Annotated in this window: 25 protein-coding genes; 7 read left to right on the top strand and 18 right to left on the bottom strand. The window is 43.0% G+C overall.

From position 1 onward, the window contains the following. Nucleotides 1–75: 75 nt before the first annotated feature. Entirely contained in the window at nt 76–528 is a 453-nt protein-coding gene (locus GRFL_RS08710) for an SRPBCC domain-containing protein (RefSeq protein WP_083646039.1), read from the top strand. Nucleotides 529–702: 174 nt separating this feature from the next. On the opposite strand, the gene groL is transcribed toward GRFL_RS08710, so the two are convergent. From groL to miaB, 8 genes are all read right to left on the bottom strand, one after another. Beyond that, complete coding sequence (gene groL / locus GRFL_RS08705) at nt 703–2,340, bottom strand: chaperonin GroEL (protein WP_083644251.1); 1,638 nt, start codon at nt 2,338–2,340, stop codon at nt 703–705. Between the two features lie 95 nt (nt 2,341–2,435). Further along, nucleotides 2,436–2,711 (bottom strand): co-chaperone GroES, encoded by a 276-nt coding sequence (locus GRFL_RS08700; RefSeq protein ID WP_083644250.1) that lies wholly within the window; start codon nt 2,709–2,711, stop codon nt 2,436–2,438. Between the two features lie 152 nt (nt 2,712–2,863). Further along, nucleotides 2,864–3,217: a preprotein translocase subunit SecG gene (gene secG, locus GRFL_RS08695; RefSeq protein WP_083644249.1), complete on the bottom strand. Its 354-nt coding sequence runs from the start codon at nt 3,215–3,217 to the stop codon at nt 2,864–2,866. A gap of 2 nt (nt 3,218–3,219) precedes the next feature. Beyond that, entirely contained in the window at nt 3,220–4,089 is an 870-nt protein-coding gene (locus GRFL_RS08690; RefSeq protein ID WP_083644248.1) for a hypothetical protein, read from the bottom strand. Beyond that, the gene (locus GRFL_RS08685) at nt 4,089–4,592 is read right to left on the bottom strand and encodes an LptE family protein (protein WP_083644247.1); all 504 of its coding nucleotides are present in this window, start codon (nt 4,590–4,592) and stop codon (nt 4,089–4,091) included. The genes GRFL_RS08690 and GRFL_RS08685 overlap by 1 nt, the downstream gene beginning before the upstream one ends. 76 nt (nt 4,593–4,668) lie before the next feature. Then, nucleotides 4,669–5,931 (bottom strand): sigma-54 interaction domain-containing protein, encoded by a 1,263-nt coding sequence (locus GRFL_RS08680; RefSeq protein ID WP_083644246.1) that lies wholly within the window; start codon nt 5,929–5,931, stop codon nt 4,669–4,671. A gap of 5 nt (nt 5,932–5,936) precedes the next feature. After that, the gene (locus tag GRFL_RS08675) at nt 5,937–6,833 is read right to left on the bottom strand and encodes a hypothetical protein (RefSeq protein ID WP_086047628.1); all 897 of its coding nucleotides are present in this window, start codon (nt 6,831–6,833) and stop codon (nt 5,937–5,939) included. A 13-nt stretch (nt 6,834–6,846) separates the two neighbouring features. Next, entirely contained in the window at nt 6,847–8,292 is a 1,446-nt protein-coding gene (gene miaB / locus GRFL_RS08670) for a tRNA (N6-isopentenyl adenosine(37)-C2)-methylthiotransferase MiaB (protein ID WP_083644244.1), read from the bottom strand. Nucleotides 8,293–8,434: 142 nt separating this feature from the next. Here miaB and GRFL_RS08665 point away from each other — a divergent pair, with 142 nt between their 5' ends. Next, nucleotides 8,435–9,682: an LVIVD repeat-containing protein gene (locus GRFL_RS08665; protein ID WP_083644243.1), complete on the top strand. Its 1,248-nt coding sequence runs from the start codon at nt 8,435–8,437 to the stop codon at nt 9,680–9,682. Nucleotides 9,683–9,735: 53 nt separating this feature from the next. On the opposite strand, the gene GRFL_RS08660 is transcribed toward GRFL_RS08665, so the two are convergent. From GRFL_RS08660 to GRFL_RS08640, 5 genes are all read right to left on the bottom strand, one after another. Continuing rightward, nucleotides 9,736–11,286 (bottom strand): carboxylesterase/lipase family protein, encoded by a 1,551-nt coding sequence (locus GRFL_RS08660; protein ID WP_083644242.1) that lies wholly within the window; start codon nt 11,284–11,286, stop codon nt 9,736–9,738. 30 nt (nt 11,287–11,316) lie between these two features. Continuing rightward, on the bottom strand, nt 11,317–11,610 hold the full coding sequence (locus tag GRFL_RS08655) for a TIGR03643 family protein (RefSeq protein WP_083644241.1): 294 nt from the start codon (nt 11,608–11,610) through the stop codon (nt 11,317–11,319). 98 nt (nt 11,611–11,708) lie between these two features. Continuing rightward, entirely contained in the window at nt 11,709–11,969 is a 261-nt protein-coding gene (gene rpmA, locus GRFL_RS08650; protein WP_083644240.1) for a 50S ribosomal protein L27, read from the bottom strand. Between the two features lie 28 nt (nt 11,970–11,997). Then, complete coding sequence (gene rplU, locus GRFL_RS08645) at nt 11,998–12,489, bottom strand: 50S ribosomal protein L21 (protein WP_083644239.1); 492 nt, start codon at nt 12,487–12,489, stop codon at nt 11,998–12,000. 111 nt (nt 12,490–12,600) lie between these two features. Further along, on the bottom strand, nt 12,601–13,065 hold the full coding sequence (locus tag GRFL_RS08640; protein ID WP_083644238.1) for a DUF4199 domain-containing protein: 465 nt from the start codon (nt 13,063–13,065) through the stop codon (nt 12,601–12,603). Between the two features lie 161 nt (nt 13,066–13,226). Here GRFL_RS08640 and GRFL_RS08635 point away from each other — a divergent pair, with 161 nt between their 5' ends. Then, nucleotides 13,227–14,549, top strand: coding sequence for a M16 family metallopeptidase (locus tag GRFL_RS08635; RefSeq protein ID WP_083644237.1), 1,323 nt, complete (start codon nt 13,227–13,229; stop codon nt 14,547–14,549). A gap of 19 nt (nt 14,550–14,568) precedes the next feature. Then, the gene (locus GRFL_RS08630) at nt 14,569–16,635 is read left to right on the top strand and encodes a M16 family metallopeptidase (protein ID WP_083646037.1); all 2,067 of its coding nucleotides are present in this window, start codon (nt 14,569–14,571) and stop codon (nt 16,633–16,635) included. Nucleotides 16,636–16,681: 46 nt separating this feature from the next. Here GRFL_RS08630 and GRFL_RS08625 read toward each other — a convergent pair whose 3' ends face one another. The 5 genes from GRFL_RS08625 to mutY all read right to left on the bottom strand — a co-directional run bounded on the left by GRFL_RS08625 (nt 16,682) and on the right by mutY (nt 21,231). Then, nucleotides 16,682–17,584: a DMT family transporter gene (locus GRFL_RS08625; RefSeq protein WP_083644236.1), complete on the bottom strand. Its 903-nt coding sequence runs from the start codon at nt 17,582–17,584 to the stop codon at nt 16,682–16,684. Between the two features lie 55 nt (nt 17,585–17,639). Continuing rightward, entirely contained in the window at nt 17,640–18,215 is a 576-nt protein-coding gene (gldD, locus tag GRFL_RS08620) for a gliding motility lipoprotein GldD (protein ID WP_083644235.1), read from the bottom strand. Further along, nucleotides 18,212–19,546, bottom strand: a complete 1,335-nt coding sequence (locus GRFL_RS08615; protein ID WP_083644234.1) for a gliding motility-associated protein GldE — start codon at nt 19,544–19,546, stop codon at nt 18,212–18,214. The genes gldD and GRFL_RS08615 overlap by 4 nt, the downstream gene beginning before the upstream one ends. Nucleotides 19,547–19,568: 22 nt before the next feature. Beyond that, nucleotides 19,569–20,069, bottom strand: a complete 501-nt coding sequence (locus GRFL_RS08610) for a single-stranded DNA-binding protein (protein ID WP_083644233.1) — start codon at nt 20,067–20,069, stop codon at nt 19,569–19,571. 106 nt (nt 20,070–20,175) lie between these two features. Beyond that, complete coding sequence (gene mutY, locus GRFL_RS08605; protein ID WP_083644232.1) at nt 20,176–21,231, bottom strand: A/G-specific adenine glycosylase; 1,056 nt, start codon at nt 21,229–21,231, stop codon at nt 20,176–20,178. Nucleotides 21,232–21,375: 144 nt separating this feature from the next. On the opposite strand from mutY, the gene GRFL_RS08600 reads away from it, so the two are divergent. The 3 genes from GRFL_RS08600 to GRFL_RS08590 all read left to right on the top strand — a co-directional run bounded on the left by GRFL_RS08600 (nt 21,376) and on the right by GRFL_RS08590 (nt 24,138). Beyond that, a complete protein-coding gene (locus GRFL_RS08600; RefSeq protein ID WP_072554128.1) occupies nt 21,376–21,666 on the top strand; it encodes an HU family DNA-binding protein in 291 nt (96 codons plus the stop codon). A gap of 315 nt (nt 21,667–21,981) precedes the next feature. Next, nucleotides 21,982–23,520 (top strand): Rne/Rng family ribonuclease, encoded by a 1,539-nt coding sequence (locus GRFL_RS08595; RefSeq protein WP_083644231.1) that lies wholly within the window; start codon nt 21,982–21,984, stop codon nt 23,518–23,520. 135 nt (nt 23,521–23,655) lie between these two features. Next, nucleotides 23,656–24,138, top strand: a complete 483-nt coding sequence (locus GRFL_RS08590) for a YciE/YciF ferroxidase family protein (protein WP_083644230.1) — start codon at nt 23,656–23,658, stop codon at nt 24,136–24,138. The last annotated feature ends 29 nt before the right edge of the window (nt 24,139–24,167 follow it).

Below are 24,167 nucleotides of genomic sequence, written 5' to 3'. Positions count from 1 at the left end.
CTTAATTTTAGAAGTCTTTCCAGCCAGATTATGGCCTGCCGGAATATTTTTCAGAAATTTAAAAAAACAACGACAATGAACGAACTGGAAATCAAAGCCTCCATACAGGTCCTGAAACCCGCTTCAGAAGTATTCGAAGCGATCGTAAACCCTGAGAAAATGTCTCATTATTTCATTTCTGAAAGTACCGGAAGAATGGAAAACGGGAAAATAGTAACCTGGAGATTTCCCGAATTTGAAGGTTCTTTTCCCGTGGAAGTAGAAAAAGTCGTAGCGGGTGAATTCATCAGTTTCCGTTGGGAAGGTTCCCAGGGAAAACAATTGCTGGTTACGATGAAACTGGAAGAACGGGAGGGGAACAAAACCGTCGTTCATATAACCGAGGGCAAAATGCCTCAGAGCGAGGAAGGTATTGCATGGTACGGAAGGAACAGCGAGGGCTGGGCTAATTTTCTAGCCTGCCTGAAAGCATATCTGGAATATGGCATCAACCTGAGAAAAGGGGCTTTCGATTTTATGAACAACTAAACGCTACAAATGAAAAAATTACCTAAAAAAGAATTACTGAAATGGGCGATCCTGATACTGGTCGTTGCAGCCTGTTACCATATCATACAGGATTGGGAACATTTCAACGATGGTCTAGGAATATAAAAAAACCCGACATACAAGTCGGGTTTTTAATTTATCTATGGGAGATGATTACATCATTCCTGGCATTCCGCCTCCCATTCCACCTGGCATTCCACCACCTTTATCCTCTTCAGGAAGGTCGATCAATGCACATTCGGTAGTTAGGATCATACCGGCAACAGAAGCTGCATTTTCCAGTGCTACTCTGGTTACTTTCTTCGGATCAATGATACCAGCTTTCAACATATCCACATACGTATCAGTCTTCGCATCGTATCCAAAGTCTTTCTTACCTTCCAGCACTTTGTTGATTACTACAGAACCTTCTCCTCCAGCATTCTCAACAATCGTTCTAAGTGGTGCTTCGATTGCTTTTGAAACGATTTGAACACCCGTAGCCTCATCATTATTTTCAGCTTTGATGCTGCTCAATACAGACTGTGCTCTAACCAAGGCTACACCACCACCGGCAACGATACCTTCTTCCACAGCCGCACGCGTTGCGTGAAGCGCATCATCCACACGGTCTTTCTTTTCTTTCATTTCCACTTCTGAAGCAGCTCCCACATATAGTACGGCTACACCTCCTGCTAATTTCGCAAGACGCTCCTGAAGTTTTTCACGATCATAATCTGAAGTAGTTGCTTCGATCTGAGCTTTGATCTGGTTCACTCTTTCCTTAATCGCTTTATCATCTCCTGAACCATTAACGATAGTCGTATTATCCTTATCGATCGCCACTTTTTCAGCAGTACCAAGCATATCTACTGTAGCATTTTCTAAAGAGAATCCTCTTTCTTCAGAAATTACTGTACCACCAGTTAGGATAGCGATGTCTTCAAGCATTGCTTTTCTTCTGTCACCAAAACCTGGAGCTTTTACAGCTGCAATTTTCAGTGATCCACGAAGTTTGTTCACTACAAGAGTTGCAAGAGCCTCTCCATCCACATCTTCAGCAATGATCAATAATGGCTTTCCAGACTGAGCTACTGGCTCAAGAACTGGCAAAAGATCTTTCATGGAAGAGATCTTCTTATCGAAAAGAAGAATATACGGATCTTCCAGATCTGCCGTCATTTTTTCAGAATTTGTCACGAAATAAGGAGAAAGGTAACCTCTGTCAAACTGCATACCTTCTACTACATCAACGTAAGTTTCGGTACCTTTTGCTTCTTCTACAGTAATCACCCCTTCTTTTCCAACTTTCCCGAAAGCCTGAGCGATCAAATCACCAATCACATCATCGTTGTTTGCTGAGATAGAAGCTACCTGCTTGATTTTTTCAGAAGAATCTCCAACTTCTTTTGTTTGCTTGGCAAGATCAGCAGTTAAAGCTTCTACTGCCTTATCGATTCCTCTTTTAAGATCCATTGGGTTTGCACCGGCAGCAACGTTCTTCAAACCTTCTTTTACGATAGCCTGAGCAAGAACAGTTGCAGTGGTAGTACCATCACCAGCGATATCGTTGGTTTTAGAAGCCACTTCTTTTACCATTTGCGCTCCCATATTTTCGATCGCGTTTTCCAGTTCGATCTCTTTCGCCACGGTCACACCATCTTTAGTAACAGTTGGTGCTCCGAAAGATTTACTAATGATCACGTTACGACCTTTAGGCCCTAAAGTTACTTTTACTGCATTTGCCAATGCATCAACACCGCGTTTAATTCCATCGCGTGCCTTGATGTCAAATTTTATATCCTTTGCCATGTTATTTTAATTTTTGAGAGAATGAATTCTCTTAAACTGGTTAATTAATTTTTTTTGAATTGCGGAAGAGAAACCTTCCTATACTTTTTTGAAACTTATACTATCGCTAGTATGTCATCTTCCCGCATGATCAGGTAATCTACCCCGTCGAATTTGAATTCGGTTCCGGCGTATTTTCCATAAAGCACCATGTCTCCTTCTTTTACGGTCATTTCATGATCTTTGGTACCTTTTCCTACGGCCACAACTTTTCCTCTTTGAGGTTTTTCTTTTGCGGTCTCAGGAATGATGATACCAGAAGCAGTTTTGGTTTCTGCTGCAACAGGTTCTACAACAACCCTGTCTGAAAGCGGTTTAACGTTTAGTCCCATTTTTTTCTCTAATTATTTAGGTTAAATAAATTTTTAATGATCGGTAACGAATATTTCGAAAATTATGCCATCAGGGGATTTCTGCCAAAGCCGAAAACAAAAATGCCAGCTTGTCATAAGCTGGCATTTTCATAGTACTATTTTGAGTATTTCTACTGCGCCGTGTCAGCTTGAGTAGCCTGATCATTAGCCGTATTTGTGGCAGGCTGAGCAGGAATATTGGTTTCTACCGGCTCATCGCTTTCAAAGATCCCGCTTTCCTGGGCTACCGGGCTGTCCATGATCGTCACGTTAGACAAAAGGATCAAAACCAGTAAAACCGTAGCCAGTGTCCAGGTAGACTTGTCAAGAAAATCTGTTGTTTTCTTAACTCCTCCCATTTGTTGACCGCCGCCACCAAAAGAAGAAGAAAGTCCGCCTCCTTTAGGATTCTGAACCATGATCACCACCACTAGCAAAAATGCCACGATGATTATTAGCGCTAAAAAGATTGTGAATGTGCTCATTCTTATTCGTTATTAGTATCTTGTAATTTCTGTATTGCCCGAATTTGGTCTGCAAAGAAACCACTTTTTTCGGGATTTTTCAAAATTAAAATTTTATATGCCTGAATGGCTTTTTTATAGTTTTTCTGTTCCAGGTAAACTTTCGCCAGGGTCTCGGTCATCAGGGCCTCCGGAGTTGCCAGGCTCTGCTCTGCCAGGTTGGCTTTCGGAGCCGATTTTACAGGCTGGATCTTCGGATTCTTGGAAATAAACTCTTCGATAAGCTCAAATTTTCGTGAGCGTTCTTCGGAATCTGAATCGGTTTCTGAAACCTGTTCTTCTTCGCGTTCGATCGGCTTTGCCCTCGTTAGCTTCAACCATTCAGAGAAAGAATGTGATTCACTTTTGCTGAATTCCAGAGGCTTTCCAATTCCGAGCTGATCCTTTTCCGAAATTTCCTCTTTGGAAACCTCCTGCTTTGGCGCCCTCTCAAAAAGGCCGGGATCCATCACCCTTTCAGATTCAGACTGCTTCATCTTGATCGCCTCATCGATATCGATGCTGCGGCGACCATGTATTTCCTCCGCCTCGTAAACCGTAATCTCCTTCAACCTTTCTTCCTGTTCCCTGATTTGTTTGGCAATCGAATTCTGGCTGAATTCTTCCGAAGTAATAAAATCGAAAAGTACGCTGCGGTCAGCCGTGTAAGCCGCTGTTTTCTTCAGGGCCGGGTTGTAACTGAATTCCTGGAATTCCTTCAAACCTTTTAACCTGATGGCTCTTGCAGCCTGAAAATAGGGATATTTGGCGATGATCTTTTCCAGCTCACGGGTTTGCTCCGCCGAAATTTCCTTCGGGTGATCGAGTAAATATGTAAGCTGTTCCTGATCCATTACCAGTTACTTAATGCCGCGTTGAATACATCCTGAGTGATGCGGTTGTAGATCTCATCCAGCGCAGTTTGTAAATTAGCCCCTACTAACTGCACATTTGCCGGGTAGTCATAAAAGAACGAAAAACGCCTTTCAAAGTCCTGTTCCGGCACCAGGGTATTGTAATACCGTACGTTTATTCCAATTGTGAGCCGGTTTTGAGCCGCCGTGCTCTGGGCGGTTGCCGACATTGGCGAAATGTAATATTCCACGATCTCGCCTTCAAAGATCAGGTCTCCGTTATTGTTCACCAGGCTTAACCGAGTTTGGTTCTGGATCAACTCCTGAAGCGATTGCGTAAAAGCCCGGTCTATTCCCGGTTCTACCAGATCGGCATTATTCTGGAAAAAGTTCACCTGAAAGGTTTCCGCCTCACCCACGTTAGCGCCGGTAAAACTATATATTCCGCAGGACTGAAGTGTAGACAGCAACACCGCGCAAAATATGATCATTGGTTTTTTCATTCTTATTTAGGCCTTATATTTTTAGCTTTCCGCAGTAAAAACCGGCATGTAAACCGGATTACAGAATAACTGGAAGCTATAAATTATATTGTTTGATCTTTCGGTAAAGCGTGCGCTCGCTGATCCCCAGTTCTTCCGCAGCGGCTTTCCTTTTCCCGTTATGGCGCTCCAGCGATTTTTTGATCAACTCCAGCTCTTTATCCTGCAGGGAAAGCGTTTCTTCTTCCTCAATTTCCTCGGCAAAATAATATTTATCTTTTTCAGAAGGTTTGGAAGGCGTTCCCTGTTGCGGGATTTGAAGCACTTCCAGGTCATCTTCATCGATACTGGCTTCATCGATATCTTCCGCATTACTGCCATAGATTTTCTGGATCAAGCCTTCATTTTCATCCTGCACTTCCTTGGAATTTCCATTTTCCATCAACTTCAGCGTGAGTTTCTTGAGGTCGTTCAGGTCGCTTTTCATATCAAAAAGCACCTTATAGAGGATCTCTCTTTCGTTGCTGAAATCGGAATCTTTTTTGGCTTCAGAAATCACCGCAGGGAGATTACTGCCTACATCGGGCAGGTAATGTTTCAGTTCTTCTGCATTAATGCTTCGTTCCTGCTCCAGAACAGATATTTGTTCCGCAATATTCCGAAGCTGCCTGATATTCCCGCCCCAGCGATATTTCGTTAATAATTCCACAGCATCGTCCTCCAGTTTAATGGTAGGCATTTTATATTTCAACCCAAAATCTGCAGCAAACTTTCTGAAAAGCAGGTGAATATCCCCTTTTCTTTCCCGCAATGGGGGTAAATTGATCTCCACTGTGCTCAGCCTGTAATAGAGGTCCTCGCGGAATTTTTCCTTTTTGATCGATTCAAACATATTGATGTTGGTCGCCGCCACGATGCGCACATCGGTTTTCTGAACTTTGGAACTCCCCACCTTGATGAATTCACCGTTCTCCAAAACGCGAAGTAACCGCACCTGCGTAGGCAGCGGTAGTTCTCCAACCTCGTCCAGGAAAATGGTTCCCCCATCAGCTTCCTCAAAATATCCCGAACGGGTTTGAGTCGCACCGGTAAAAGCCCCTTTTTCGTGACCAAAAAGTTCACTGTCTATAGTCCCTTCCGGAATTGCACCGCAGTTCACCGCAATGTATTTGTTATGTTTACGATGGGACAACGAATGAACGATCTTTGGGATACTTTCTTTTCCCACACCGCTTTCACCGGTCACCAGGACCGAAATATCGGTTGGAGCAACCTGTATCGCTTTTTCAATTGAACGATTCAGCTTGGGGTCATCCCCGATAATTCCAAAACGTTGTTTAATTGCCTGAACTGATTCCATGAAAGTTATTCGCTATATAAAAATTCTAAATACTGGATCACCACGTCTTCCGGACGAAAAATAAAAGTCTGACTCATAATGGCATCGCCATCGTATTCCACCTCTATATCCAGTTTTTGATTTTCAGAATATGTTGAAGGATAAATATTTTTAACACGATTATTAGGACCGAAAGCCCTAAGCGCCGTAGTAATTTCGTAATTGTAAAGTTTCTGTTTTGAACCGAAGATCAGGAAAGGTAAGGTGTAGTTTTGAAAGAAATATTGAAGCGGATTGGCTTTATCGTCGTATTCGTAACCAAAAACTTCTGTAATTGAACCCAGTCCCTCGTAAAAAGTATAGACTGAATTCTGGGTCACATTTCCACTTGCGTCGTAACTCAGATCATCGGAATGCAACAGGGTTCCGCTGCCATTGAAATCTTCAAACAAATCCAGGCGATCATTGTTGAAAGTAAAAACCACTCTGCCGGAATTAGCCTGCGTAGTATTCAATTTCTGCACTTCCAGTTTGTCACCAGACCAGTTTATCTGCCGGTTCACAAAATTGCCACTTTCCGCATCATATTCTTCCACAGCCGATAATTCTCCGGAACTGTCATAAGAATATTTAAGATCGGTATACACTTCTCCAGCCACATATTCGGTCATTCGCACCAGCTGGTCGCTATCGTTATAATCTACTTCCAGCTTCGTTTGCCCGTTGATGGTCGTTTTCAGTAGTTTCCCATCGGCGTAAGAATGTTCATAAACGTCACCTGACTGACTATATGTTTGCTTATAACCGATGAAATTGCCAATATTTCCTGATTCTTCTCCATCATACCTGGGCGAATCTTCTCCCGAACAGGATAATAATACCACGGAAAAGCAAAACGCGTACAGCCAGCCGAAATTCTTCATAAGGTTCTTAGATTTAGTTATTTTCACTGTAACCCACCGCTTCACCAATAAGGGTAGCGCTGGTACAGTCTTCGATCCTGACGTTCACAAAATCCCCGATCTGGTAGTTTTCTTTCGGAAAGACAACCATGGTATTCTGGCTATTTCTTCCAGCCCAGTGAGCATCAGATTTTTTAGATTCTTTCTCAATGAGAACTTCCACCGTTTTACCCAGGAATCTCTCGGTATTGTATTTACTGTGCTCCTGTTGCAGGTTCACGATCTCGGTAAGTCTTCGCTTCTTCACTTCTTCCGGTACGTCATCTTCGAATTTTCGTGCCGCCATCGTTCCAGGTCTTTCAGAATAAGCGAACATAAATCCGAAATCATATTTCACGTATTCCATCAGGGAAATGGTATCCTGGTGATCTTCTTCCGTTTCTGTAGGAAAACCAGTAATCAGGTCATGCGAAATTCCGCAATCCGGAATGCGCTTTTTGATGTTATCAATCAGCTCAAAATATTCCTCACGTGTATGCAGCCTGTTCATTTTCTCGAGCATTTTGTTGCTCCCGCTCTGAACCGGCAGGTGAATATAGTTACAGATATTCTGGTATTCTGCCATCACGTCGATCACATCCAGGGTCATATCCTGCGGATTGGAGGTAGAAAAACGGATCCTCATTTTTGGCTGAGCTTCAGCCACCATTCTCAGCAATGAAGCGAAATTGGTAGCGGTAGCTTTTTGGATTTCCGAAGCATTTTTAAAGTCTTTTTTGAGTCCGCCACCGTACCAAAGGTAACTATCCACATTCTGACCAAGCAGCGTGATCTCCTTGAAACCTTTTTCGGCCAGGTCATTCACCTCTTCAATAATACTTTGTGGATCACGGCTTCGCTCCCTTCCGCGGGTAAACGGAACCACACAAAATGTACACATATTATCACAACCGCGGGTGATCGAAACAAAAGCCGAAACACCATTAGACTGCAGTCTTACCGGCGAAATATCACCATAGGTTTCTTCCTTGCTCAGGATCACATTAACGGCATTTTGCCCTTCTTCTACTTCGTTGATCAAATTCGGAAGATCTTTATAGGCATCAGGACCAACGACGAGGTCTACAATTTTCTCTTCTTCCAGGAATTTGCTTTTCAGGCGCTCAGCCATACAACCAAGCACACCAACCTTCATCCCTGGATTGATCCTTTTTACGGCATTGTATTTTTCCAGTCTTTTGCGAACGGTTTGTTCTGCCTTTTCTCTAATGGAACAGGTATTCACCAGAACCAGATCTGCCTCTTCCAGATTTTGAGTAGTATTATATCCTTCTTTTGAAAGTATGGAAGCCACAATCTCACTATCGTTGAAATTCATCTGGCAGCCGTAACTTTCAATAAAAAGTTTCCTGCCATTTCTCTCCTGAGGCTCCATCACCAGGGTATTCCCCTGCTTTTTTTCGTCTATGATCTTCTCCATAATTCCTTAATAACCTGAAGGTTTTTAGACTGGCAAAGATAGTGCTAAACACCATTCTGACAAAGTGACAGAAAAAAATTTTAGTTTTCTACGCAACCTTTTGAAACCTCCTACATCTAAAGATTGCTAACCTAGTCTAATAATGGCGAAATATTACATATTTATTCCATTCCTGTTACTCAGTTTTTTTCTGGTTTCCTGCGATAAGGAAACCGGAGAAACGGTAACGGTGGCTGTTCCCATCACACAGTCGGTAGCCGATTTCAGGGCCTCCGTCAAAGTGGAAGAGCCGCAATCGATTCGCGAATCTGGAAAAATCTACGCCTACCAAGACTATATTTTTGTCAATGATAAGAATGAAGGAGTTCATGTTATTGATAATTCTGACCGCTTCAATCCGAAAAACATTCAATTCTTAAAAATTCCTCGAAATACCGATGTTGCCGTTAAAGATGACAAACTCTACGCAAACAACGGTATGGATCTGGTCGTTTTCGATATTTCAGACAAAGACAATATCAAGGAAACCGGCAGAATCGAAGATGTTTTTCCCAATTACCATCAGGTGGTTCCGGAAGGCGTCGCGTATATAGATACTCAGGATTTTAATCCTTCCGAAGAAGTGATCATTGGTTACATCATGGAAACCAAGAAAATTGAATACGCCATGGAAACCATTGAAACTGGAGGCGTTTTCTTTTCAGAAAATGGCGCTTTATCCAATGATGCAGGCAGCGGAAGCGGTACCGGTGGTTCTTTTGCAAGATTCAGCATTCTGGACAATCTCCTATATATCGCGGACGAGCAGAAACTTTCTGTCCTGGACATCACCAGCGGCAGCAAACCTTCCGTATTAAACAGCGTGAGTGTAGGATGGGACATCGAGACGCTCTTCCACTATGACGGCTACATGTATATGGGTAGCCCGCGAGGACTTTTTATTTACAGCATCGAAGACCCTCTTAACCCACAATTTGCCTCCTACGTTCAGCACGTTATGGGCTGTGATCCCGTGGTCGTCAAAGATGACCTCGCCTATGTAACGATTCGCGGCGGAAATGGCTGTGGGCAGGAATTTAACCAACTGGACATTGTTGACATCAGTGATAAAACGAACCCATCAATAATAAAAACATATGAAATGAGTAATCCTCACGGTCTTGGCATCAAAGACGACTGGCTTTTCGTTTGCGATGGCAGCGCAGGACTGAAGGTTTACGACATTGAAGAAACCCCCGATCTTAGGTTAATAGATCAATTCAGCAACATTAACACCTATGATGTTATCCCACTTGAGGATAAGCTGCTTATGATCGGGGACGGCATCCTTTATCAGTATAGCTATAAAGGTAACGAGATCAATTTGTTAAGTAGCTTTGCTTTAAATTGATTTCCTTTTTGTTTGGTTTTTTGAAAAATCCCCGTTTGGTCGCGGGGATTTTTTTATTGGTCATTGCCGTAATAGGAATCTAAAAACTGATAGCGGGCTTCCGTTTTGGATGGCACTACTTCAAATACCTCATCCATAATCAGGACAGGAGGCATTTTTTCATCTTTTTCGACGGAAGGCCATTTGACCAGACCTTCGCCATTCGGATTCCCGGTTTTGATAAAATTCACGAGGTATTGCTGAATGGTTTCAGAAATCTCAAAATCAGTTTCTGTGAGATACGGGAAGCGCTCTTTGGAAAGATTGCCTAAGAAATACTCAATTTCCGAAGCATGAGAAGCTCCCACAGGCTGATAGGGCGCATTGGGATCAGAAGGCCTGATCCTGCTGAACAAATAGCGATACACGGGCGCAGTTGAGTGAGCTACCTGAAGAGCTGCCCATTTCCAGGTACTGTACGAAATAAACCGGTCTGAAGCCAGATCTGCAGCAACCATCTTCACAAATTCGTCATTTTCGGGATTATAGAGTTCAGCTACTTCTTCAAAATGATCGGGATACATATTTTTTAAGACCTGCTGAAAATTGGCCTTGTTGATTTCTTTTCCCTGAAAGAGACCTTCGCCGCCAACCTCCGCAGAATTCCAGCCTACCAGAAGCGGGATCTGTGCCTGCTCGCCAGCTCGAAAAATTTCCGGTAAGGTCTTCGGAAAAAAATAGCCGTCCACCACCGTAGGAAAACCAAACTGGCCAGATTCCTGGTAAATTTTATAGATCGTATCGGCCGGGAGTTTCCGGAATTCTTCAAAAGTATATCCCGCCTTTTCCAAAAACTCAACACCTCCCTGTTCCGCTTCGGCCTGTGGCACGGGCGCCAGCGTGGGCTTAATGGATGCGCCACTTTCTCCAATAGCGCCGGCCAGAAATTCTGTAGACAAAGGCGAAGCCATTTGAGCGCTAACAGAAATAGAACCGGCAGATTCACCTGCGATCGTAATCATTTCGGGGTCTCCACCAAAATTTTCAATGTTCTCGTAAACCCATTTCAGGGCTGCAGACTGATCAAGCAATCCGTAATTCCCAGACGCGCCATAATCGGCTTCATTGCTCAATTCCGGATGCGCAAAAAACCCAAAAATATTGAGTCGGTAATTTACTGTGACGCTAACAATTCCCTTTTTCGCCAGTGCGGCGCCATCATATCGGGGCTCTGAGCCATCACCGGCCACAAAACCGCCACCATAAAAATAGACCAGCACGGGTAATTTTTCAGAAGAAGATAAAGCAGGAGACCAAATATTCAAATAGAGGCAATCTTCGCTTTTGCCATCTCCGCGATAGATCATATCTCCAAAAACATTGGTCTGAACGGCTGCCGGCCCGAAATCCCGGGCTGCTTTCACACCGTCCCAATCTTCGGGTTCTTGCGGGGCTTTCCATCGCAATTCGTCAACAGGCGGTTTCGCGTAAGGAATACCGAGAAAATAGTTCAGATCTCCGCGTTTTTCGCCCTGCAACTTTCCGTAGTTTGTTTCAACAACGGGATTTTGAGCAAGAAAGCTGAAACTGATCAACAGAAAAATGGCCGATAAATAATTCTTCATAGATTTTAAATTGCATTAGCAATCACCAATCTAATACTTCTTTTTGGATATCCTGTTACCGGTTATCTGCCTTTGAGCGTTACTTTTAAACCTTTTTACAGAATCTTTCCGCAGTTTCGAATGCTTGGTTTTTCTTCCCTGTACGCGGGCACGCCATTTTCTCCAGTTCCGGGGATGCATTTGCTCCCGCATGAACTGGATGACCTCTTTCTCGGTAAGATTGAATTGATATTCAATGGCTTCAAAGGGCGTACGATCTTCCCAGGCCATAGCGATAATTCTATCTATCTCTCTTTCATTGAAACCATATTCTTCTGCAATCATTTTGTCTAATCTTTTTAATTAAAGATAAAACAATTTTAGAATCTGGCATAAAAAAACCCTTCATATACGGAAGGGTTTCTCTAATCGTTCGGTTCTAATTAAGCTTCAAAAGGCTCGATAGAAACGTATGATTTATCTCCCTGCTTCCTGGCGAATTTTACAATTCCGTCAACTTTAGCATGAAGTGTATGGTCTTTACCTGCGTAAACGTTCGCACCTGGATGGTGAGTAAATCCACGCTGTCTTACTAGGATATTTCCAGCGATAGCAGCCTGACCTCCGAAGATCTTCACTCCTAATCGTTTCGATTCTGATTCTCTACCGTTCTTGGAACTACCAACTCCTTTTTTGTGTGCCATTTTATTTCGTTTTTAGTAGTTTAAATTTTTAGCTTAAAGCTTCGATTAATTCTGCTTTTTTCATTGAAGAATATCCTTCAATTCCTTTCTCCTTAGCCATTTCTCTAAGCTCAACTACAGTGTGGCTGCTCAAATCGTCAGATTTTTTAGCTTCCTGCTTCGCTTCTTTTTTTGGCTCCTCTTTCTTAGCAGCAGATTTTTTCTTTCCGTCGATGCTGATATCCTCGATAAGAATTTCAGTAAGAGATTGACGGTGTCCATTCTTCACACGGTATCCTTTTCTTCTTTTCTTCTTGAAAACGATTACCTTGTCTCCTTTTAGGTGACGGTTGATCTTAGCACCAACCAATGCACCTTCTATAGCCGGGGCGCCAACGGTGATATTGTCACCATCACCAGTAAGAAGAACTTTATCGAAAGAAACGCTGTCTCCTTCTTTACCTTCCAAACGGTGAACAAAAACCTTCTGGTCTTTTGCAACTTTGAATTGCTGCCCTGCTATCTCTACAATTGCGTACATAGCGTATGATTAATTAATTTAGTTTCAAAATTTACCAGCCGCGTTTTCACGCAAGCGGGTGCAAATATACTTCTAATTAATTAATTGACAAAGGTTTTTTGTTTTTTGCAATTATAAGGTATGTTCCTTAGCTTGCTTGGTATTCCATGAATCTTTAAAAAGCTGCATGTAAGCGAGAGCCAGCACGATACTGGTAGAAAAACCCATCAAAGCTATCGTGAATAACACCATTCCTATAGTGGTTCTGTAAAAGGTCGCCCACATGGAAATCAACTGGTCAAGAAAATCAGGATTCAGCTCGGTGGCATAGAGCGCAAAAAATATCAGGAATATGATGGTCGCATTGATCCCGGTGAGAAAGACGGCGGAAAAAGCCTTCTGATATTTGAATTTATTGGCCTTACTTTTCCTGTAAGCCAGCAAGGCCATCCAAAGCCCCACAGCCATAATGATTCCGTTGAAAACACTGAAGACCGGATTTACGTGCAGCCCGAAAACCGATAATAGCAAGAAATAGGCAATAAGGCCTGCTGCGGTAAAAATTCCGTATAAAATGGGGATCTTAAAACTCATCATAACAAGGGTTTTAAGTAAATTTCCTAAAAATGCACCTTTTATTGCCTTAATAGCTTGTTAATTTTAACACAATACATTAAAAACCCATATACTGCCAGAGATTTTGTAACTTTTTCAACAAATCAATACCTATCATTCACATAAATGAAAATTCATTCAAAATGATCAACAAACTAAAACTATTTGCCTGTACGCTTCTTGTGGGAGCTACAGGTTTTGCTCAGGAAGTAGCTTTCACTGAGTATGATTTAGACAATGGCTTGCACGTGATCCTGCACCAGGATAACACTGCGCCCGTTGTTACCACAGCTGTAATGTATCACGTGGGCGGAAAGGACCGGGAAGACGGCCGTACCGGGTTTGCCCACTTTTTCGAGCACCTGCTTTTTGAAGGCACCGAAAATATTGGTAACGGGAAATGGTTCGAAATCGTGAGCTCACACGGCGGAAGTAACAATGCCAACACCACGCAGGACCGTACTTATTACTATGAGATCTTCCCTTCCAACAATCTGGAACTCGGTTTATGGATGGAATCGGAGCGTATGCTGCATCCCGTTATTAAGCAGAAGGGCGTGGATACCCAAAACGAAGTGGTGAAGGAAGAAAGACGTTTGAGATATGACAATTCTCCCTACGGAAATCTGCTTCAGTCAATGTCTGCCAACCTATTCGAGAAACATCCGTATAAAGACCCGAACGTAGGCTATATGGAAGATTTGGATGCCGCACAGTTAGATGAGTTCAAGGCATATTTCGACAAGTATTACGTGCCGAATAATGCCGTACTGGTAGTGGCCGGAGACCTTGACATTAAGGACACCAAGGAAATGGTCCAGAATTATTTTGGCGACATCCCTGCGGGTGAAGCGATTACCCGAAGCTTTCCCGAAGAAGCACCGATCACCGAACAGGTCAACGCCAAAGCATACGATTCCAACATTCAGATACCCGCGACCGTTATAGGCTACAGAACGCCTTCATTCACGGCTAAAGACTCTTACGTACTGAATATGATCTCTGATTACCTGAGCGATGGAAACAGTTCCAAACTCTATAAAAAACTGGTAGACGACCAGAAACAGGCGCTGCAGGTTGGAGCTTTCAACCTCGAACAGGAAGATTACGGAATGTACCTGATCTTTGCGCTTCCGTTAGGAGAAACTTCTTCGGAAATCTTAACCACAGAGATCGAAGAGGAAATCGCTAAACTTCGCAATGACCTCATTTCAGAAAAAGATTTTCAGAAACTGCAGAATAAAGCAGAGAACAGTTACGTGAATTCCAATTCCAGCGTAGCAGGAATCGCCAATTCACTGGCACGAAACTACTTGCTTTATGGCGATACGAACCTCATCAATGACGAGATCAAGATCTATCGCAATATCACCCGCGAAGACATCAAGAGAGTGGCTAATGAATATCTAAAGCCTAACCAGAGAGTCGTATTAGAGTATTTACCTGAAAGCAGCCAGGCTGAGTAACATTCAAAAAAACATGATGATGAAAAAAAATATTTTCGCAATAGCCTTACTCCTGCTTGCCTCAGTTGGAGTAAATGCACAGATTGACCGTAGCCAGATGCCCGAACCGGGACCGGCTCCAAAAGTGAACGTAGAGGAACCGGAAACCTTTGACCTGGATAACGGACTCAAAGTAATGGTCGTGGAAAACCATAAATTGCCAAGAGTCGCAATGTCTCTTCGTTTTGACAATCCGCCGCACGTGGAAGGCCAGAAAGCCGGAGTTTCCGGAATTACCGGCGACCTGCTGGGAACCGGAACACAGAACATGTCTAAAGACGACTTCAATGAAAAAGTTGATTTTCTGGGTGCTCGCCTGAATTTTTATTCAAACGGTGCCAGCGCCAATACGCTTTCAAAATATTTTCCTGAAGTACTGAAATTGATGGCTGATGGAATCCTTCACCCGAAATTCACCCAGGAAGAATTTGACAAATCCATTGCCAGAACAGAAGATTTTCTGAAAAGCAGCGAAAAGGATGTATCATACAATGCCAGAAGAGTTCGCTCTGCCCTGGCCTATGGTAAAAATCACCCTTACGGCGAATTCCAAACGCAGGAAACGGTGAAAAACCTTAGCCTGGCAGACGTTGAAAACTATTACAAAACCTGGTTCTCCCCGGCCAATGCGTACCTGGTAATCGTGGGCGATGTAGATGAAGACGAAGTAAAAGACCTTGTAAAAGGGCAGTTTTCTTCCTGGAAAAAATCTCCGGTTCCAGCGGCCAATGTTCCAGCTGTGAGCAACGTGAACCAGACAGAGATCGATTTTATCGATATGCCTAATGCGGTACAAAGCGAGATTGCCCTGGTAAACACGATTAACCTCAAAAAGAAAGACGATGATTATTTTCCTATCCTCGTAGCCAATAAGATCCTTGGAGGCGGTGGAGAAGCCCGTCTATTCCTGAATCTTCGTGAAGACAAGGGCTATACTTATGGCGCCTACTCCAGTACCGGAAATGACAAATATGCGGCAACTTTCGTAGCCAGCGCAAGCGTACGTAACGAGGTAACCGATAGTTCTGTAGTGGCTTTTCTGGATGAGATCTACAAGATCAGAAACGAGCAGGTAACCGCTTCGGAACTCGCGAGAGCGAAGGCCAAATTAACTGGTGATTTCGTATTGTCTCTTGAACAGCCTTCTACCATCGCAAATTTTGCTATGGAAATAGAAACCGAAGATCTTGATGATGATTTCTATGAAGAATACCTGGAAAAGATAGATGAAGTCACTGCTGAAGACGTACAGCGGGTTGCCAAAAAATATTTCCTAGCTGACAATTCCAGGATCGTTATTGCTGGTAAAGCCAGCGACGTACTGGAAAACCTGGAAAAAATGACCTATAACGGAAAAACCATCCCGGTTAAATTCTATAACCGTTTTGCGGAAGAAGTAGAAAAACCTGTGGCCAAAAAGATGGATCCTTCAGTTTCAGCAGAGACTGTTTTCAATAAATACATCGATGCCATTGGAGGCCGCGAAGCAGTTGAGAACGTGGAAAGCGTGGTAATGCTGGCTTCAGCAACGATCCAGGGAATGGCGCTAGACCTGGAAATGAAACGCACCAAAGATGGCAAATTAAGCCAGACCATTTCCATGAATGGAAATGCAATGAATCAGCAGGTTTTCAACGGGGAAAGTGGCTACCTGATGGCTCAGGGACAAAAAATGCCGTATAACGAGGAACAGATCGAAGCTGCAAAAGGAGAAGCCAATCCGTTTCCAGAGCTGAATGTTGGCGACGCCAGCGTGACCGGAATCGAACAAGTTGAAGGTAAGGATGCCTATGCCGTAAAGCTTAGCGACAATACCGTAAATTATTACGATACCGAAAGTGGACTGAAGGTAAAAATGGTTAAAACAATGTCCCAGGGAGGCCAAACCATGACCATTCCAACGGTTTACGCAGATTATCAGGAAGTAAAAGGTGTGAAATTCCCATTCAGCTTGCAGCAGAGCATGGGACCGCAATCTTTTGAATTCAAGGTTTCTGAAATCAAAGTAAACGAAGATGTTTCCGAAGAAGACTTCAAAGTAGAATAATATTGATATTGCATACTGAAAAAGCCGGCCTGAGTGCCGGTTTTTTTTATGCACCAAACTTTTTTTTAAGAGCAATCAGGTTCCGTGACCTGTTCACGATAAAAACTCCAACAAGAATCACTAAGGCAGAAAGCAACTGCCAGCTACTGAAAATTTCTCCATCCAATATTCCCCAGCCCAACGCCACTATAGGAATGGTATAAGTAACAGAAGTCGTAAAAACCGGGTCAGAGATCTGAACCAGTTTATTGAAAATGATCATCGCGATACCCGTGCCAACAATTCCCAAGATGGCCACAAAAACCAGGGAGGTTTCAATTTCAGAAGTTAATTGCTGTTCAAAGAATCCGCTGAAAAAGAGGATGAGAACAGCCGGTAAAAGCAGGCTGGCAAAATTTCCCGCGGCGATCCCAAGCGGAGAAATATCAGCCATTTTCGTCTTCAAAATATTCACATTGAACGCGTAGCAACTGGCCGCCAGCACCACCAGCAAGGAATACACGTAATTCTGATCTGGGTTTACGCTGGCTCCACTCAGTATAAGACCTGCGGTTCCTAACAAACCAATCACTACCCCTATAATTTTATTCTGAGAAAACACCGACCGGAAGAATAACGCTCCGAAAATAAGCGTCATCAAAGGCGTGGTAGCATTCAAAATGGAGGCAATGGCGCTGTCTATTTCAGTTTCAGCAAAAGAAAAAAGGTAAACGGGGAAGAAAGACCCCAAAAATCCGGAAATCACGATCCACTTCCATTGCCTGGCGTTCAGCTTCATGATTCTTCGGAAACCAACAATGATCAGGAAAATCGCAGCAAATATGATCCTGAAGGAACCAACCTGGTACGCATCCAGCCCAACCAGTGATTTTTTGATAAGAATGAAGGAACTTCCCCAAACCAGTGAAAGGAAGACCAGATAGATCCATTTAAGTTTTCCTGCGGCCATCGCGAATAATTAAGCCGCAAAAATCTGAAAAACTATCGGTTTTAAACAGGACTTTTCAATTTTCCTCTTTCCACCGAAGGCTTTCCATGAGATGGCGAATATCATTCCGGAGGTATTCCGCGGCGGGAACAATACTGTCGTAATTTGGAATGCTGTTGAAATAGACCGATCCGGTTATGAAATGCCTCGTGCTATCAGTAAGATAAAACTGGGCCTGCGAGGCGGCATTCCCTTCAACCTCGTAAAACATTCCGTAGGTTTTATGAAGATCGTTGGTATAAATATCACCCTCGATCACATCAGCTTTGATGGTATGCTGCAATGGCAGTTTTTGAGCATCGGTCAAAAGAGAATCCAGGTTGTTCTGGACCGGGCGGTACGTTAAAAAAATAGTGCCTTCCATTTCCGGGTAGATCAGGTCGATCCAGCAGGGAATCTTATTTCGGGATGGCTGCACTTCGGCGATTTTATTGATATCGAAGGTATAGGGACAACCAATATCCACACGATGGTAATTTGCGGCGGGATAATTAAGTGCCAGAAAGGCCCTGGGTTTCGGGCGAACATCGTCCTGGCAGGAAACCAGAAAACCAAAAATCAACAGGCTCAGTATTCCTAAAATTCTACTCATTCCGCAGGTTCCGTTGACTGTATACTCAGTTTGATTTGTTTGATACGTTTGTCGTCTATCACCTCGATCTTGAAGTGATAATTGCCAAATTCAATAACGTCATTCTTCTTCGGAAATCCTCCCGAAATCTCCAACAGGAAACCAGCCAGCGTATCAGCCTCTCCTTTCTGATCTTCAAAAAGCGAAGGTTCTTCCACTTTTACAATCTTGTAGAAATCTTTGAGCGGCGTTTTACCCTCAAAAACGAAATTCTGCTCGTCCAGTTTGGAGTAAATCAGGTCTTCATCGTCAAACTCATCGCTGATGTCTCCCACGATCTCCTCGATGATATCTTCCAGGGAAATGAGTCCGCTGGTTCCTCCGTACTCATCTACAACGATGGCCAGGTGGTTTTTCTTGTCTTTAAACTCGTTCAACAGGTCGTCCAGCTTTTTATTTTCAGGAACAAAATATGGTTCCCGAAGCAGGCTATTCCACTGAAAGTTTTTTCGATCGATATACGGAAGCAGGTCTTTGATGTAGAGTATTCCCACTACATTGTCTACATTTTCCCGAAAAACCGGGATCCTGGAATACCCATTTTCGATGATCTCCGGAATGATATCTGAAAAATTGCTTTCCTCGTTCAAGGCAAAAATGTCCATTCTTGGACGCATTACCTGCTTAGTGTCAGTATTTCCGAAGCTTACGATACCCTGAAGGATCTTTTGTTCTTCTTTGGAAGTATCTTCCTCACTCGTTAATTCCAAAGCCTGAGAAAGGTGATCGATGCTGATAAAGCTTCGCTGTTTGCCTAATTTCTCATGAAGATACAGCGTTACTTGCCGCATGGGCGTGCTTAATGGGGAAAACAAGGTGTCCAGCACATTGATTGGATACGCCATAAAATTCGAAAACTGTACTTTGTTCCGGCTCGCATACACCTTCGGAAGGATCTCCCCGAAAAGCAGGATTAGAAAGGTAACCAGGCCCACTTCAAAGAGGAAGCGCACATCTATTCCGAAGAATTCGGTATTCATACCACCGAAAATATCATCAGCCACACTGTCAAAAAGCAGCACGATAGCGATATTGATGAAATTGTTGGCCACGAGAATCGTCGCCAGCAGTTTTTTTGGCTTTTCCAGCAGGCTGATAACAATGCTTTGCGTTTTGGTTCTTTTGCCGTCTTCGGTGATAAAATTAGCCGGAGTAAGAGAAAAGAAAGCTACTTCCGCACCAGAAATAAGCGCAGAACATAACAGCAGCACCAATAAAAAAAAGAAGCTTAAATATTGGGTAAATCCCAAAGTGGCTAAAAACAAAAGCAAACTGGGAGGTTCCGAGTCCAAATGCGATAGTTTTAGTTAAACTTTAGAATGGTAAATCGTCATCTTCCTCTTCCTGGGAGTACGATTCATTCTTGTTATAATTTTGATTTGCAGGCCTTGATGGCGTGGCGTTTCCACCACCCTGGCGATTGGAATTGCCCTGGTAACCAGCATTCGAATTCCCCTGATAACCAGATTCGCTCTCACCTTTAGGGGTTAAAAACGTAAAATCTGTACAGTGAATTTCTGTCTGGTAACGTTCATTGCCCTGGTCATCCTGCCATTTCCTGGTTTTGATACGGCCTTCCACGTAAACGCGATCGCCTTTTTTCAGGTATTTTTCACAAATTTCTGCCGCTTTGTTTCGCACCACTACATTATGCCACTCGGTATTCGTCACTCTTTCCCCGGTGGTACGGTTGGTATAACTTTCATTAGTGGCAAGTGGAAAACGACCTATGCTGCCGCCTCCTTCAAAATAATGCATCTTTACGTCATCTCCGGTGTGCCCTATCAACATTACCTTGTTTAAAGTACCTGTCATCTTTCTATTTTTTAAACCGATAAACGGTTGTGATTCTTTAATTTATTCTAAAATACTAAAAATTCTGCCTCAGGCCGAATCGAAAGGCAAAGATATGAACAAGAATTTATTTGTAATCTTCCGGCAGGTATTCATTTAGGAAATTCTGGATCAGAACGGGAACCGGATATGCCGAAATGCTTTCCAGCGGAACCGTATTTTCCTGCTCCTTGACCTGGACCCGCCAGAATGTAGTGTACAGATGCTGGTGAGACAATTTATGGATCACCGGCTCCGGATTGAAAATCTCTACTGAAAAATCTTTCTCCTTAATATATTGCCGAAAAAGTTCATTTTGGCGCAGTTCCTTTTCTGAAATCTTCTTCTTGGTCTCTACCAGCGGAAACTGGTACAAACCGTGCCAGATTCCTTTTCCGGTTCGCTTTTCAATAGCCGTCTCTTCATTCCCGGTTTCAATAACGAGGTAGTTGAAATAGCGCTTTTTCACCCTGGTCTTCCTGAGCTTTACCGGCAGGTCTTTAATTTTATGGGTTCGCAGAGCCACACACTCCTCGTTAAATGGGCAAACTTCGCAGGCGGGATTTGCAGGTTTGCAGTGCAGCGCCCCGAATTCCATGATCGCCTGGTTATAGGTAGAACGATCAAAATTCACCTTTTCCAGCGCCTCTTCCGCGAGCTTTTTAAAAAGTTTTTTGCCTTCCGTAGTATTAATAGGTGTTTCGATCCCTTTAAGCCGGGAAAAAACCCGGAAGACATTCCCATCTACCAGGGCTACCTTTTCATTATAACAAAAGGAAGCAATGGCGCTTGCCGTATAATCCCCTACTCCTTTCAGTTTCAGCAATTCCTTATAACTACCGGGAAATTTTCCGTTTAGCTCATAAGCCACATATTTAGCGGTTTCGTGAAGATTGCGTGCACGGGAATAGTAACCAAGTCCCTGCCAGAGCTTCAATACTTTTTCCGAAGAAGCGGCAGCAAGATCTTCGATCTCTGGGAAAGCCTCGATAAATTTTGTATAATAAGGTAATCCCTGTTCAACACGGGTTTGCTGCAGCATGATTTCGCTAAGCCAGATATGGTAGGGGTCACGGGTGCTGCGCCAGGGCAAATCCCTTCTGTTTTCGAGGTACCAGTTCTGTAAAGCATTGGGAAATTCCATAATTAATAATGAGGGATGGCAATAATAGGAGTTTATTGCGTTATTATTAGTGAATTAGGTTTGAAATATTGAAGATTTAATTCTTATATTTGCCCCCTTGAAAATTAGAAACCCCAATTTATAAAAATTTAAATAGCACGAAAAATGACGAAAGCAGATATCGTAGCAAACATTTCAGAGAAATTAGGAATGGAAAAAGGTGACGTTCAGGCTACTATTGAATCGTTTATGGAAGAGGTGAAGACGTCTTTAGAAAGCGGCGACAACGTATACCTGCGTGGGTTCGGAAGTTTTGTTGTAAAGACAAGAGCTGAAAAAACCGGAAGAAACATTTCAAAAAACACTACTATTAAGATCCCTGCACACAACATCCCTGCATTCAAACCTGCAAAGATATTTGTAGAAGGAGTTAAATCTAACGTAGAGGTAAAATAACCAAAATACGATCCCGGCTTTCGGGTCGGGTTCCAAAGAAATTAGTATTAATCTTTAAAATATTGCACTATGCCAAGTGGTAAGAAAAGAAAAAGACATAAGGTGGCCACTCACAAGCGTAAGAAACGCAGAAGAGCAAACCGCCATAAGAAAAAGTAGTTTTCACACTACTTTTTTTATTTAATCGTTCTTTGAAATCGAAACCCGGTAGGCTATACCGCCGAGGTTTCTTCAGGCTTTAAAACCCTGTGAAATAAATAATGTTTAATCCATCTGTATCCGTCTAGCACAGATACGGATCAAAAATCTGGAAGTGTGGACAAAGAATTAATTATCAGGTCCGAACCTTCTGCTGTAGATTTTGCCTTAACAAAAGATGGAAAACTTATTGAACTCAACAAGGAAGAAGACGGGAATAAATTTAACGTAGGCGATATTTTTATTGCCAAAATACGCAAACCCGTACCAGGCCTTAATGCCGCATTTGTAAATGTTGGCTACGAGAAAGATGGTTTTTTACACTATCACGACCTGGGACCCCAGATATCTTCATTGCTGAAGTTCATCAAACGTGTAAGCACAGGTAAATTAAAAGATTATTCTTTAAAGAATTTTTCTTTTGAAAAGGATATAGACAAGAACGGCGCTATTGCCGATGTCTTAAAATCCAATCAGTCCATTCTGGTTCAAATCGTAAAAGAACCAATCTCTACCAAGGGACCGAGAATTAGCTCGGAACTATCCCTTCCCGGGCGATACATCGTCCTGGTACCGTTTTCCAACCGCGTATCGGTCTCTCAGAAGATCGACAGCAAAGAGGAAAAAGAACGGCTCAAGAGACTGGTTAAAAGCATCAAACCAAAAGGTTTTGGTGTAATCGTGAGAACCGTGGCTGAAGGCAAAAAAGTAGCAGAACTGGACAGAGATCTTCAAAATCTTGTAGGTCGCTGGACAGCCATGTGTAAAAAACTGTATAAACCGCATCACCCGTCAAAAGTACTGGGAGAACTCAACAGGGCATCGTCCCTGTTACGTGACATTTTTAATGACACGTTCACCTCTATTTGCGTAGATGACGAGACGCTTTATACACAAATTAAAGACTATGTGAGCGAAATTGCTCCTGAAAAAGAATCAATCGTAAAACTGTATCAATCCAACCAACCAATTTTCGAAAAATACGGTATCGAAAGACAGATCAAAACCTCCTTTGGGCGTACTGTTTCCATGAGTAAAGGCGCCTACCTGGTAATCGAGCATACGGAAGCCATGCACGTGATAGACGTGAATAGTGGGAACCGCTCGAACAAATCCAAGAACCAGGAAGATACCGCGTTAGAGGTCAATATGATTAGCGCCACAGAGATCGCCCGCCAGCTGAGACTGCGCGATATGGGCGGAATTATAGTGGTAGACTTTATCGACATGAATAAAGCCGATAACCGCAAAAAGCTTTTTGACCATCTTCGGAAAGAAATGAGTGACGACAGGGCTAAACACAAGATCCTGCCTCCGAGTAAATTCGGATTGATCCAGATTACAAGACAGCGCGTAAGACCCGAGATGAATATCAAAACCCGGGAAGACAACCCCAACGGAAACGGGGAAATCGAAGCACCAATCAGTTTGGTGAATAAGATTCAGGTCGACCTGGAAAAACTGGTCAAAAAAGACCATAAAAAGATCACGCTTACCGCGCACCCATTTATTGCAGCCTTTTTAACCAAAGGCTTTCCATCTCCCCGATCAAAGTGGTTTGTTGACCATAAACGTTGGGTGAAAATTTTACCAAGAGACGCTTACACGTATCTAGAATACCATTTCCACGACAAAGACGGGGAAATGATTCAATAAATAAAAACGCCTTTCAAGCAATTGGGAGGCGTTTTTTATTTTTAATACTCTGCCAACAAAGCTTTAGCAGCCCTTTAACCTTCCTGTACATTCTCCTGAAATATCTTTATCTGGTTAACCATTAAATACTAGATCATGAAAAATTTGGAAGAATTATTTGAGCACCAGTTGAAGGATTTGTACAGCGCAGAAAGCCAGCTCATCAAAGCCCTCCCAAAAATGCAGAAGGCAGCTCATGATGACAAATTAAAGAAAGCTTTTGAAGGTCACCTGGAAGAAACCAGGGAACACAAAAAAAGATTGGAAGAAATCTGTAAAGAACTCGGTATTAAACCTACCGGTGAAACCTGTAAAGCCATGCAGGGACTCATCAAAGAATCTGAAGAATTTCTGAAGGAAGACGCTTCTGAAGAAGTACGTGACGCCGGGATTATTGCCGATGCACAACGCGTGGAGCATTATGAAATCTCCGGCTACGGAACCCTCGTACGCTATGCCAAACAACTTGGCCACAAAGCGATCGCGAACAAACTTCAAAAAACTTTAGACGAAGAGTATGATGCCGACAACAAGCTGGACAAGCTGGCAGAAGGTCAACTGAATGCCAAAGCAGTCTAAATGAAACCAGTAAAAATCCCCGGAAAAAC

The sequence above is a fragment of the Christiangramia flava JLT2011 genome (assembly GCF_001951155.1).
Lineage (GTDB): Bacteria > Bacteroidota > Bacteroidia > Flavobacteriales > Flavobacteriaceae > Christiangramia > Christiangramia flava.
This window is presented reverse-complemented; position numbering and strand designations above follow the sequence as displayed.